The organism is Rhodanobacter denitrificans (assembly GCF_000230695.2).
Taxonomy (GTDB): Bacteria; Pseudomonadota; Gammaproteobacteria; order Xanthomonadales; family Rhodanobacteraceae; genus Rhodanobacter; species Rhodanobacter denitrificans.
The window spans coordinates 3,319,773-3,333,397 of record NC_020541.1; the positions used below are offsets into that span (position 1 = coordinate 3,319,773).

General features: G+C 59.6%; 10 protein-coding genes. 1 reads left to right on the forward strand and 9 read right to left on the reverse strand.

The window, feature by feature from the left end; translation table 11 throughout:
* Window positions 1-63: 63 nt before the first annotated feature.
* From R2APBS1_RS15420 to R2APBS1_RS15460, 9 genes are all read right to left on the reverse strand, one after another.
* The gene (locus R2APBS1_RS15420; RefSeq protein WP_015448639.1) at window positions 64-2,730 is read right to left on the reverse strand and encodes a M16 family metallopeptidase; all 2,667 of its coding nucleotides are present in this window, start codon (window positions 2,728-2,730) and stop codon (window positions 64-66) included.
* Between the two features lie 342 nt (window positions 2,731-3,072).
* Window positions 3,073-4,806, reverse strand: a complete 1,734-nt coding sequence (locus R2APBS1_RS15425) for a hypothetical protein (RefSeq protein ID WP_015448640.1) — start codon at window positions 4,804-4,806, stop codon at window positions 3,073-3,075.
* A complete protein-coding gene (locus R2APBS1_RS15430; RefSeq protein ID WP_007512742.1) occupies window positions 4,794-5,840 on the reverse strand; it encodes a toxin-activating lysine-acyltransferase in 1,047 nt (348 codons plus the stop codon). The genes R2APBS1_RS15425 and R2APBS1_RS15430 overlap by 13 nt, the downstream gene beginning before the upstream one ends.
* A gap of 35 nt (window positions 5,841-5,875) precedes the next feature.
* Window positions 5,876-7,060 carry a glycosyltransferase family 4 protein gene (locus R2APBS1_RS19790; RefSeq protein ID WP_007512739.1) on the reverse strand — a complete coding sequence of 395 codons (1,185 nt, stop codon included), beginning with the start codon at window positions 7,058-7,060 and terminating at the stop codon, window positions 5,876-5,878.
* The gene (locus R2APBS1_RS19795) at window positions 7,057-8,607 is read right to left on the reverse strand and encodes an alpha-amylase family glycosyl hydrolase (protein WP_157769760.1); all 1,551 of its coding nucleotides are present in this window, start codon (window positions 8,605-8,607) and stop codon (window positions 7,057-7,059) included. The genes R2APBS1_RS19790 and R2APBS1_RS19795 overlap by 4 nt, the downstream gene beginning before the upstream one ends.
* Window positions 8,608-8,845: 238 nt before the next feature.
* The gene (locus R2APBS1_RS15445) at window positions 8,846-9,235 is read right to left on the reverse strand and encodes a hypothetical protein (RefSeq protein ID WP_157769761.1); all 390 of its coding nucleotides are present in this window, start codon (window positions 9,233-9,235) and stop codon (window positions 8,846-8,848) included.
* Between the two features lie 61 nt (window positions 9,236-9,296).
* Window positions 9,297-9,560: a hypothetical protein gene (locus R2APBS1_RS15450; protein ID WP_015448643.1), complete on the reverse strand. Its 264-nt coding sequence runs from the start codon at window positions 9,558-9,560 to the stop codon at window positions 9,297-9,299.
* A 21-nt stretch (window positions 9,561-9,581) separates the two neighbouring features.
* Window positions 9,582-11,774, reverse strand: a complete 2,193-nt coding sequence (locus R2APBS1_RS15455; protein ID WP_015448644.1) for a peptidase domain-containing ABC transporter — start codon at window positions 11,772-11,774, stop codon at window positions 9,582-9,584.
* The gene (locus R2APBS1_RS15460; protein WP_236100450.1) at window positions 11,767-13,029 is read right to left on the reverse strand and encodes a beta-barrel domain-containing protein; all 1,263 of its coding nucleotides are present in this window, start codon (window positions 13,027-13,029) and stop codon (window positions 11,767-11,769) included. Before R2APBS1_RS15460 ends, R2APBS1_RS15455 begins: the two co-directional genes overlap by 8 nt.
* 116 nt (window positions 13,030-13,145) lie before the next feature.
* On the opposite strand from R2APBS1_RS15460, the gene R2APBS1_RS15465 reads away from it, so the two are divergent.
* Window positions 13,146-13,559, forward strand: a complete 414-nt coding sequence (locus R2APBS1_RS15465) for a hypothetical protein (protein WP_007512727.1) — start codon at window positions 13,146-13,148, stop codon at window positions 13,557-13,559.
* Window positions 13,560-13,625 lie beyond the last annotated feature (66 nt).

The window sequence follows — 13,625 nt, forward strand, 5'->3', positions numbered from 1 at the left end:
ACTGCCGCGAAAGCAGTGCCGTTTCTTCACAGGCAATGCCAGGTTACCAAGTCACTCAGCCTCTTATCCCTTCGGCGCCGCCCCCTTCACTGCCGTGACGAACGCATCCGGCCGGATGTGTTTCGCATACGCCTGCTGCACGTCCTTCGCGGTGAGCTGGAGATAGTGCTGGCCGGCAATCGTCATCGCGTCGAGCGGCTTGTCCTCGACCGACAGGGTCAGCAACTGGCCGCCGATCGCGCCGAAGCTGGATTCGCCCAGCGGGATCTGCCGTAGCAGGATGCCCTTGGCGCGCTTGAGCTCGCTGTCGGTGACCGGCGTTTGCTGCATCTGTTTCAGATCCTGCACCACGATGGCGCTGGCGGCAGCGACCCTGTCCGGATCGGCACCGAACGACACCGTATAGGTGCTGCGATGCTTGTCCAGATCGAACCTGGTGCCCACGGTGTAGACCAGCCCACGGGTATCGCGCAGGTCGTGATAGAGCCGCGACGCGTAGAAGCCGCCGCCGAGCACCTGATTGCCAATGTTCAGGGCGAACCGTGCCGGATCGTTCCGGGTCACGTCGATGGTCTGCGCCATCTGCACGCTGTCCTGACTGGCACTGGTATCAGGCACGTTGAACTGGCTGGGCTTGTTCGCCGGCACCGCGGCGTAATCGACATCCGGTTTCGGGCCGTCGGCTTTCCACGCGCCGAACGCCTGTTCCACAACCTGTTTCGCCTGCGCCGGATCGACCTTGCCGACGACGACGATGGTGGTCATGTCGGGGCGGAAGGTCTGCCTGTAGTAATGCTTCACCCGAAACATCGTCAACCGCATCACGCCCTTGGGCGTGGGGTAACGAAGCTGCGGGTCATTCGGCGGCAACAGCGCCATGCCCAGGCCCAGTTGGGTGAGGAAGGCCGGCGACTGCAGCTGCCCCGCCACGATGCGGGCCGTCTGCCGCTGTACCACCGAAAAAGCCTGCGGCAGCAGCGCCGGATGCAGTTCATTGTCAGCCAGCAGCGCGATGCCTTCGGCGAAATGCACGGACGGTACCGCGAGCGAAAAATTGCTGCCGGCCGACTCGTGTGCACTGATCGCATCCAGTGCCTGCTGCAACTGCAGCCGGTTCATGCTGGCGGTGCCATAAGGAAACATGCCGTCGAGCAACTGAGCCAGGCCTTCGTCGTCCTTGCCAGCTTGCAGATCCTGGTTGGTCTTGATCTTGCCGAACACCTCCACTGTGTCGCTGATCGACTCGGGCTGCACGATCAGCTTGATGCCGTTGGACAGCGTGGTCGACACCGGACTGAGGGTGGAGCGTGGCAGCTCAAGCTTGGCGAACGCCTGGGCAGCCCAATCAGGTAAGGTCACCGGCTTGTCGGGGCTGGACGCGAAACTCTCCGCACCGCCGAAACCCTTGCCGGCGACCGGCTTGCCCGAGCTTTCCGGAGTGAGGATCGCGGTCACCGCGTGCGCTGGGTCGAACGTGGCCCTGGCCAGCGCATTCACCGCCGCCGGCGTCACCGCCTCGATCGCCTGCTTCATCGCGTCGGGCGAGTCCAGTCCCTGGAACGCCAGCGCCTGTGACCACGCGTTGGCCAGTCCGTCGACCGAGTTCTTCTTGAACTCCAGTTCGGCGATCGCCTTGCGCTTGGCCGCTTTGACCAGCGCCGGATCGATGCCCTTGGCAGCCGCTTCGGCCAGGATCGACTGCATCTTCGCCAACACAGGCTGCGGGTTGCCGCCCTTCGGGAAAATGCCCACGGCCATGCCGAAACCCGCCTGCGGCATCAGGTTGGCGCCAAACGTGCCGAACAGCGCGGTGCCGTCCATGCCCATGCCGAACAAGGCGGCTCGCTGCGAAGCCAGCGCACTGCCCAGCACCAGTCCGGCGGCGTAATCCTTCGACTGCGTCCCGGGCATGCGGTAGCCAAGATAGACCGAGCCATACGGGCTGTCGGTGGGCAGCGTGATCGTCTTCGCCTGCACCGGCTTGAACGCAAATGCCGGCCGCGCCGGCAACGTCCCGCGCCCGATGTCGCCGAATTCGCTCTTCACCTTCGCCAGCGTAGCGGCCGGATCGACGTCGCCGGCAATCACCAGGATCGCGTTGTTCGGCGCATACCAGGTGTCGTGGAACGACTTCAGCATCGCCGCCGTGGTCTTCTCGAACGACGCGCGCGTGCCCAGCGCCGAATGCGCATACGGCGTGCCTTCAAACAACTGCGCCTGCAGCTGTTCGTAAAATTTGTAGGCCGGATTGGACAGGTCGCGCGACACCTCCTGCTCGATCGCGCCACGCTCCTTCGCCCATGCCGCCTCGTCCATGTCCACGCCGCGCATGCGCAGGCTCTGTACATGCAGCGCAACGTCCAGATCCTGCGACGGCGCGACGAAGTAATACTGGGTCACGCCCTGCGTGGTATCGGCATTGAACGCACCGCCCATGTTCGCCGCGATCGCCGCCAGCTGATCCTTCGACAGCCCCGGGCTGCCGCGAAACATCATGTGCTCCACCGCATGCGCCGTACCCGGAAACGCCGCTGGCACCTCATCCGAACCGGCCAGGTAATTCATCTCCGTGGTGATCACGGGAGCCAGCGCGTCGCGCACGATCACCACGCGCAGGCCGTTGTCGAGGGTGGCGCGGGTGACGTCCGCGTCGTTGGTCTTCGCCATCGCGGCCGAGGCCACCAGGGCCAGGGAAATCGCGGCGGCCAGTTGTACTACTCGTTGCTTCATCGGTGTTGTCCATGTTTGGTTTTGCGGGAAAACGGACGCGGAGTTCACGCCCCCGGGGTGAAACTGCCGACGACCTACGGAACCAGTCGGCGACGAATGGAAAAAGTGCGGTATCAGCCCTGCGCTTCATCTCCTATGCGCGAACGCCAGGCTCGCGCCGCGGCAAGAAGCGGCTCGCTTGAAACGCAATACAAAAGGGACATCCTCAGTAAACCCAGCGCCTCGTGGCCAACCAGAGCGACAAAGCCACATTTTCGGCAAGTGGGGGTCGAAAATTGAAGACACGGCAACGATCAACAGACAGCCCCAACATCTGGCATACCGATGGCTTAGACAGCCTACTCACTTGAGGTTGGTCACAAGATCGCAGCACACCACTCCAAGAAAGTCGGGAGCCGACGCATCGGCGAACACAATGCCGTCTTCGTCGAGGGTGAAAATCTCCCGACTTTTCTCAGTTGCATGGGACGATTCGTTCGATTCGGCCTTCCATTCCGCGATGGCGAAAAGTGCGCCGGTATCGATCCGACGAAATAGTGCGTAACCAGCCACCGCATTACGGGCAAAACCGACGGGTAGGGCGTCACTAGGCTCGATCTTGCCATCACGGCGGTTGCGGCACACGATGTCGGCGACAAGTCGGTCCAAGCTCTCTTGATTCAAGAGGTCACCTTTAAGCTGACGTTCGAGAATGTCGTAGAGATTCTGCTTTATGCGCTCGCGATAGAGCATCGGCCGGCTCGCGCTGCGCAATCGGGAACGCTCTCGACACAGCGAAGATCCATAATGGCCGCCGATCTCAAGACGTTGGAAACGGTGCACAAGCTCATCGCAAAGCGACTTCCATTGCGCCGGCGCGTGTTCAGACCAGAATCGGTCGATATCCCAAGCAATACGCGGAACCGGGGTACCGTCGAAAATGGTGAAGTGTTCCCGACGATAGTGCGTCAGCGCTCGATTCAACAGCGCCGGCAAGGACGGGTCCAGCCGGAGTGCCTGCTCAGCCTGCGTCGCTGACCATCCGATGAGGCGCAGCAGCTCGCGGAACAAGATGTGTCGGTAACGCTGCACCACAACCGACGCCATGTGATCGATGGCTTCTTTGCTCGCCAAGCTCGCATCAACGTAACGGCCCAGCAATTTCGCGTGAGATGTCAGCGCCTGCATGAGCGTAAGCAGTTCATCGCCAGTCGTCGCGGCACCCCACGTGAGGCTAATCCGCGCCAAGGATGGGACCGCTGTCATACCGCCGAAATCCAATAGCCGGCCATTCAAGGCAATATTGGACGTGGAGTCGCCACCATGAGGCAGCCGGTGGATAAATGCATACGCCAGTTGCTCGGCCCACGTCAGCCATAAATGTTCGTAAATGGTCGATAACGCGTTCTGACCCCACCGCTCAATCGCCACGCGAAATGCGTGCTCGACACGCTGCGCGTCTGCATACCCATCGGCAGGATCATCGCTAATGTACGCTCGGGCGCGTTCAAAATGAGCGGGACGCAGGAATGCAGGCCGAACCAAGAGACAACGTCGCTCGGGATAGGCCCCGCTTTCTAACTTCCATACTTGAACCAGCCCCGTGTCGATGACCGCTAGCACGGGAACGGTGCCACCCGGGAACTCCGCTCCCGCCAACTCCGAAAATATGACCTCGCGGACGCACTCCTCCAGATAAGCCCCTCCGGATGCATGTGCATCGTCGGTCAGCGCACTGACCAACGGAGTGCGACCAATCCCCTTCACGTGATAACTGTTCACAACGGCCGCACGGCCGCTGCCGCCGTTGTGACCAATCCCTGGGCCGCCGTAGCGATCGGCCACGCCAGTAATGGCGTCGCCCCCCCCTTCTCCATCGGGTGAGATGGCATAGGCGCATGCACACAGCAGATGGGCACGGTAGGCAGCAAGCGTGCCACCGCATGCAGCAAAGGCAGGATCATCGCCCATTGCGCGTTGATTGACCCACACCACGCGCGCTTCAGGCAAACGACTCATTGAAACCGGTATGTGACCTCGCTGCGCATCGAAAAAGAGATGGGTGTCATTCGGGGAAAGCATGCTCAGATCTCGCATGCAAATGCCTCCGAGCGCATCGCACCCGATACGGTAAAATCGCAAACCTCAGCGTCCAGAGCGGCCAACGACAACCGTCTGCGCGACGACATCAGCGGCCGCATTTCTGTCCCACACTCGGGATAAACCCACCAATCGCCTTGCGCGAACGCGGAAAGCTTGTTCCGCAAGATATCGACGCCACCTCGCACGGCCACGGCATCGCCTAGCAAAGCATCCCTCCCGTCCCTCCATTCAGATAGCTCAAGCTCATGCAACGGCACGGCCGAGATAAGTTCGGCCGATTCGCGCCACAACCAGCTGTAAAAGGCGAGTGGGACACCATCCGGCGCGCACAGCAGGCGGTACTGCCTTGTACCCAGCGCATGACGAATCCGGCCAAGAACGGCCGACAATGGCATGCCCGCATAACGCGGCAATTGCGCAAATAATTCGAGAATCAATCCACAATGGATCGATCTTTCAAGTCCAGCCTTCGCCGAAGAAAGCAGCGGCCAACCCTGATCGCTCCGCAGCCACGCGGCTTCGTAGACATGGTCGGCCCGCGATTGGTGTCGCAGCAACGCGGCGCTGTCGCGCCAATTGATTCGCTTCGCGATCCGCCGTCCTCGCTTGTAACGAAAATATGCAAGGGTGTCACAATCGGGCGGCAGCATGTCGTACAGCGCGGCCAAGACGTTGGGTAGTTCGCCCAAGCCAGCGCGAAAATCGAGTATCCAGATTTTACCTTCGCCGGAAAGCCGATCCGCGCTCAAAACATCCGGTCCAAACCTCAGCATGTCACTTTCCGACAAGGCAGGCACCCTCGTCCACCATACATAACCGCAATTACGTCCGAAACGATCGAAGTGGAGTGCGAGTTGGTGCAACTCGATGGCGCGAATAAGGCGCTGGTAATGCCAGCCAAGACAACGCGAAGCCATCGTAGGATGCTCGGCGAGTAGGTTGAACGCCAAACCAAGCATTGCCCCTTTCTCGTTTTGCAGCGGCTCGGCCAAATGAGTCAAGGACAGCATCTGTGTAATGGTCAACATGCGATCAGGCTCTTGGCAAAAGAGGGAGTGATGATTCACGACGCAATGCAGGCAGGCGCGACAAGATCCAGGTAAGTCGTGTGAATTGCCGCCGCCGCATGGCACCACGACCACGACGCTACCTCTTGCTGCGCCAATAGTGCCTGCTGCGCGGCCTCTTCCGGCCGCGTCAGACAGCGCACGATAGCATCGGCCAGTGCGGTACTGTCGGCGGCATTGACGCATTGCACGTGCCTAACCATTTCGCTCACTCCGCAAGCATTAGATAGCACTACAGGAACGCCGGAGCGAATGGCTTCCAAGGCACCAATCCCAAAGGGTTCGGATAGGGATGGCATGACGTAAACCGCACTTTGTGCGAGTAAATCCTCGACGCCTTTGGCGTCTAGGAATCCTGGAAAATCCACCCGGTCCTTGAGGTCGCGAGCAAAACACAAAGTTTTCATCATGGCCAACCGATCACCTTCCCCCGCCATGACAAAGCGTGTGTCCGGCAAACGACGGGCAACCTGGTGTGCCGCCTCGATGAAATTGGACGGACCTTTTTGCCAAGTCACTCTACCGATGAACGACACCACGCGATCCTTCTTCGATCGGAGCGGCGATCTCCACGGATGATGATCGGCCGCGTTGTGAATCACTTTCACTTTCTCTGGTGCAATGCCGTAACGCTCGATGATAAGTCGGCGTGTACGCCCGCTGACGGCCAGTACACGATCGGCCGCGATCAGACCGCGACGTTCAATGTCGTCAATCGCTGGATGCATGCGCTCTCCCGCTCGTTCCACTTCGGTGGAATGGACATGCGCCACCAAGGGACAGCCCAGCCGCTCCTTTGCACGAATGGCCGCAGGAAACGTGAGCCAATCGTGCGCATGCACCAGGTCGGGAGTGGCACCGAGCACGCTCATCACGTTGTCGATATGTCTGGCGTAGTTCAGCGCAGCGCGCACTGACTCACCTTGGTAGGCTCCTTTGTCGATCGACAAGGTCGACGCCTTCAACCTGCCATCAGGTTGCCCACGCGTCCATGGCTCGATATCACACGCCGCAATGAGGCGGCTCTTGCCAGATCGCTCGCCGCCCCATAGCCTCGGCAGGATAAAACTGATGGAAATGCCTTCCAGCGCGCTCAGGCCCTCCAGCAACCCTTGGCAGGCCACCCCCAGACCGCCAGTGATTCGCGGGGGTAGCTCCCAACCCAACATGAGCACGTTCATGGAAGACCCCTTCCCCGACAATCCATATCTGGGTACCAAGCCGAACCGTCGTCGGTTTCCAGTAGCACGAAGCCATCAGCATTCAGCGACACCCGACCATCTTTAACGACACCGCGCCAGCCACCATAGGCGTCGCGCACCTGTTGCCCATCGGCGAACATCTCACCGACCGGCAGCGACAGATATCCATCGACCGCCATCGCTACCAACACCCTATCCCCCGTCGTGTCGAGTCTTGCAAACACGTAAGGGCAATCAAACAACTTAAGGTGAACACCATTCGCGACGGCGGGATGTCTTGTTCGAAAGCGCGAAAGCTTGCGCCAGTGCATGAGCAATTGCGCATCAGTCGCGCCCCAATTCATCGGCGAACGCGCCGCTTGGGCAGGATCCTGCTCGTTCGGAGCCCCCGGCAACCGACCCGTTTCATCACCGTAAAACAGGAGCACGCCACCGGGAGCGAGCATCAATGCTGCACTGCCTTCTCTGATCTTTCGCCGATCGAGCAGATGCGTATCGTGCGAGGAAACGTAGGAAACGAAGCTTAGATCGGAATGCTCGTGCAATTGCGCCGCGTAGTCCTCGTACAGCGCATCCAGATGTATACCGCGCTCAATGTCCTCCTGAAATGAGAAATTGAGCAGGCTGTCAAATCCGCAATCGAAGTAGCTGCTCCGCTCTACGCCATGGCCAAAGACTTCGCCGAGCAACCAGAAGTGCGGCGTCGCGCCGGAGCGATCGCGCTGCTGTTCCCACCACTCCCGCTTCGCCTGCACGCAGGCGTGCTTGAGCTGCGCCCACGTTTCCGGTTCCACATGCCTAGCCGAGTCGCAACGAAATCCGTCAAAACCATATTCACGCACCCAGTCGGAAAGCCATTTGACGAGATAGCCACGCACGGTGGTATCGGGCATATCCATAGCCCTGGTATCAGCTTTGTTCCTCAGGAATATAGGCAGAGATACGAAGCGCTCGTCTTCTGTTTTGAAGTCCGGAAGACCGTGTAGCAACATGGTGTAGTCGTCGCAGCCGCCCGGCGAATAACCTGGCAAGTCACAGCGAACCCAATCAGGTCCCCACCAATCGTTGAACGATGAACTGGATCGATTCATATAGTCGTAAAAATTCTTCGGCTCAGCCGCTTCCCATCCGGGATCCCAGCCACTGATTCCGACATTTCGGAATGTGGAAGGCTCCGGATAACCTGGATGATTCAGCACCACATCGAGCAGCACGCGTATACCGACGGCATGCGCACAATCGACCAGATCGCGCAGATCGGCTTCGTTACCGAAGCGCCTATCCATGACCGTGTAATCGAGCGTGAAATACCCGTGATAGGCATAGTGACAAAAATCCTTCCCTGCGCTCGGAACCCAACCAGCGATCTGCTCAAAAATGGGCGATATTAAAATCGTATTCACCCCGAGGTCGGTGAACCAGCGATCCCGAATCTTCCGCGTTACACCATCGATAGTTCCGCCGTAAAATGCACCCATATCACAATCGTCAAGCACAGCCGACGCCGCGTTGCGCGACATCTTCATTCCACTCCTACAGAATCTATCGATAATGACGTGATAGATGATCGGTTGAACTCGCATATTCGGTATATATCGCTCTATAAATATCTTAAAATTGCGTATCCGCCCTTCAAGCAACCATTCGGCGAACGGCGGGCATGCGAATGCCCTCCCTCCGCATCAGGCCCCGTGATAGCGGATCAAAGTCAGGAACCGAGCAGCATCAGGCATCATTGCTGCCGTACATCCATCGAACGTGCGGTCACCGCTTGCTGTAGATGAACATATAGTTGACTAAGCCTGTTCCTGAAATTAGTGGAGCGATGAACATCAGATCCCAGCTTACGTCCGCGCTTCCGCCGCACGCGAAGTAGATTGCGTAAATAAGGAGGTTTAAGAACGGCACTAAATGTAATATTGCTAAAGTGATCGGCCATTCGATTTCTGAAATTTCCGCCGGAGGGTATTTAGCACCTCCCCTCAGCAGCTTGTAAGCGATGCCGGTCGCAAAAACAAGCATCGAATAGGTGAAAAATTGCTCGAACTGCTGTGCTCGGAAACTATGCAGCAAAAGCAGTCCTGCGATCCATGTTCCAAGGTTTACATAAAAAGAAATGACAACAAGCAGTTTGTGCTTTATCACTTTTTGCATTTTCGTACTCGAATAAAAATCCGCAGGAGATCAACTCCTGCGGATAGACTACCGGCATCGATCAGCTGGTGAGCTGGTCACCGATGTATCCACCAACGGCACCACCGACCAGCATGCCATAGGTTTCACCAATCGCGTATCCAATCAACGCACCGGGCAGAGCGCCCACTCCGCCGAACATAGCGCCGATCCCGGCACCGATCGCCGCACCAGCCGAGCCACCACCCACTTCGCCCGCGACGCCGCCAACGACCGTTCCGACGGCGGCACCACCTGCACTGCTGCCGCTCACCGCATCAATTTCATGCACGGACAAAATTTCCATCTTTAACTCCATTTGGTTGTTTCACAAAGCTCCCCTTTGCATGGGATCAACCGCAGCCATATTTTGATGGTCAGCGATTAATTCGGTTCTCCCTGCATCCACGAGAATCACCTTGGGGATGCTGGAGATAGTTTCTGGACGATGCGCGATAACTAGGCGAGTCATTTTCATGCGCTGGATCGCGGCATTGACGCGATGCTCATTGTCGATGTCAAGATGACTGGTGGCCTCATCCAGCACCAGCAATTTGGGGCGGCGATACAGCGCCCGCGCCAGGATCACCCGCTGCTTCTGACCACCAGACAGAGATGATCCCATGTCGCCCACCAAGCTCTGGTAGCCCATCGGCATCGCCGCAATATCAGCGTGTATCGCAGCCATTCGGGCAGCCGCCTCCACCTTAACTGGCGTGGCTTGGCAATCAAAGAAACTGATGTTATCGAGGATAGAGCCAGCAAAGAGTTGGTCATCCTGCATCACCGCTCCGACCTGCTGGCGGTAGGTATCCAACCCCAGATTGCGGATATCGGTGCCCCCGAACTTCACCGCCCCCTCAGTCGGCTCAAGCAATCCAAGCACGATCTTCGCCAGCGTACTCTTGCCGCAGCCGCTGGGACCGACGATTGCCACCGACTCGCCTGCATCAATACGCAAATTGCAGTCCTTCAGAATCCACGGCTCGCCTTCCGCGTAGCGGAAGCTAACACTGCACAGTTCGATACTGGCCTCGGGGGTCGGGCCATTCCACGTCGCACCGGCCATCTTCTCCGGCGCGGTCAGCGCGATATCCGCCACTCGCTCTGCATGCAGCTTCAGCATGCGGAAATCCACCCACTTGTCGATCAGGCCGGCGGCGCGACTGCAGAACTGGTCGGCGTAAGCGATGAAGGCAATCAGCATGCCGGCGGAAAATGCGTTCTTCAGCGCCAACGTGGCGGCGATCCAGATCATTACTACACGACCTATACCGAACATCAGTTGGTTACTGAGAGTAAAGGCGATGCCCAGGCGCTGGATGCCGATGATGCAGTTGGCGGTGCACACCGTCGCATTGGCATAACGCGACAGCCGCTCATCCTGCTTGTTGGCCAGCTTGATCGGCATCGCGCCGCGAATGGACTCCAGCAACTCGCTCTGCTGACGCGCCGCGTAGACGATCTGCTCTTCGTTGGCGCGCCGCAGCGGGTTGAAGAACGCCCAGCGGATCAATCCGTACGCAACGAACAAACTCACCACCAACACGGTGAGCCAGATGCTGTAGAACGCCATCACAACGAGGGTGACCGTTGACATCAGACCATCCAGCAGCGAGCCGATGAACTGCGTGGTCAGGGTCTGCTGGATGGTCTGGATCGAGCCAAAACGCGACACCACATCGCCCACATGCCGCTTTTCAAACCAGTCCAGCGGCAGTCGCATCAGGTGACCGAACAAATTGCTCGCCCATTGCACGTTGAGTGTGGCGCCCAGCCATGTAACAGCCCACGAACGTGCCGCCGTGACCAGCGCCGAAAACACGGCTATGCCGATGAAACCCAAGCCGAGCAAACTCAGCAGATCGTGATCGGCCGAGACCATGACCTGATCCAGCACCCATTGCAGATAGAAAGGTGCCGCCAGCGCGAACACTTCCAGCGCCAATGCCAGCAACAGGATCTGCAGCAGCGCCGGTACCAGCCCGCGCACGCGGCCGGTGAGTGCGCGCATGGAAACGGCCTGACGCGCATGCACGGGTTCGAAGCTGGCCGACGGGCTCAGTTCCAGCGCCACGCCAGTGAAGTGTTCAGAGACTTCACGACGACTCAGCTTGCGGATGCCGCGTGCCGGGTCATGGATGACGATGCGGCGCTTGCCGACGTGTTTGAGCACCACAAAATGGTTGAGATCCCAGTGCAGCAGGCATGGTGCCTTGAGCTTGGCCAGATCGTCCATGTCCAGCTTGAGCGGGCGACAGGCAAAGCCGAGCTGGCCTGCCATCGCCATCACTCGCGCCAGAGTGACGCCCTTCAGCGAGGTGGAAAATTTGCGGCGCAGTCCGGCCAGGTCGACATCGTGGCCGTGATAGCTGGCCACCATCGCCAGGCATGCCAGACCGCATTCGGCCGCCTCGGTCTGCAACATCATCGGCAGGCTGCGCGACCAACCGAATTGCAGCGCTGCGCGATAGCCGCGCACGGGCTTGCGGGCTCGCCCACGCTGGATACCATCAGCCACGGGCGGCACCTCCCGCCAGGTGATGCACCATGCCGTAGAGCGGCTCGAACACCCACTCGATCAGGCGGCGACGCTCCATCAGGATGTCGGCCTCCAGCGCCATGCCGGGTTTCACCGGCTCCTGCCTGCCATAGGCCAGCACCTGCTGGCTGTCCAGCTTCACCTGGATGCGATACAGCGGCTCCTTTGCCTGTTGTCCCACCAGCGCGCCGATCTCGGATGGCGAGAGCGCGCTGCGCGATATGTCGGTCACCCGCCCGTACTGCTGCCCGAACTTCTGGTATGGGAACGCCTGATAGCGCAGCACCACCCGACTGCCCGCCTCGATGAAACCGATGGCCCGGCTGGGCACCAACAACTGCGCTTGCAGGACAGAGCCGGAAGGCAGGATGGACAGCAACGGCTGCCCCGCGCTTACCATCTGGCCTTGCTTCAGCAGCACGGTGGAAACCACGCCATCGCGAGGCGCGCGCAGCACGACCGCGCGCTGCATTTCGTTCTGCGCCATGGACTGGGTCAGCGAGGCAAGTTGCCGCTCGGTGTCGTTGCGCTTGCTCACATCATCCAACGGCAGCTGGGCCAGCTGTTGCCGGGTGGCGTCGAGTTGTTGTTGGGCATCGAGCTGTTGGCGTACGAGCGCCTTGTATTGCGCCTGCGCGTCCAACACGGTTGTTTCCTGCTGCTGGATCTGCACCGCCGAGACATAGCCTTTGGCGGCAAGCGGCTGTATCCGCGCCAGCAACTGCTGGTTGCTGATCACCTGTTTTTGCTGGATCGCCAGCTGCCCGGCGATCTGGGTCAGTTGCGAATGCAGCAGCGCGGCTTTGGCACGGAATGCATCGGCCTGCTGCTCCGACAATTGCTTCTGATTGAGCAGATCGGCCTTCAGGCGAGAACGCTGGATATCCAGTTGCTGCCCGACCAGTGCATGGGTGTCGCCCAGTGCTGCGCTGTCCTGTTCGCTGGAGAGCTTGAGCAACACGTCGCCTGCCTTGACGACCTGACCATCGTGTACCTCTACGCGGGCAACCGTACCGGCACTGGGCGCAGCGATATTGAGCAGCCCCGCGCTTGGCACCAGCTGCCCGGTGACGGTTTCGCGGCGGGTGTAATGACCGAAGAAGAGGAACAGCAGGATGGCTGCAGCCAGCGCCAGCGCCAATGCGGTAAGCAGCCAGCGTGACAGCGGCGCGGCCACAATGATCGAGCCAAGCCATTCCCCACGCCGCGCATCCACGACTTCCTGTCTGAACAACGGTATCCCTACCACAAGCTACTCCCCAGTCGCTTGACGATCTCTGCGCCGGGTTAAGATGCCGGGGCAGACGGCTTTATACTCAGACTGAGTAGATAAATCAACAGGGTGAGGATATGCAGGCAACCCTCGAATTGTTCGAACGATACAAATTACGCATCGGCGCACACGCCGACAGTGCAGGCGCGGCGGCGCTCGGCGTGAAAAGCCAAACCGTAAGCAATTGGCGCACGCGCGGCAGTCAGGCCGAGCCGTGGCTGATCGAGAAGATGTGCAACGCGCTCGGCATTGATACCGCCGAGTGGTTACTGCGGGTGCAGATGGAGCAGGCACCCAGCGCCTCGAACAAGCTGGTATGGCGCCGTGTCGGGGAACGACTGGGTTACAAGGTCGCTGGCATCGGCGTGGTGCTGGTTTCCAGCGTCACCTCCCTTGAAGGATGCTTCACGCAGTCAGCGGTCGTCCTCGCTGAGCCGTTGATGCAGGCTGTGCGATTGTTTGCCCAGTTGGCGGAAGGGCTGCCTGGCTGAGCTTGTGGTGGCAGAGCAGCTTTCTCCGCGAAAACCGAAGCGTGCAGAATCCGCATGCCCGCAAAT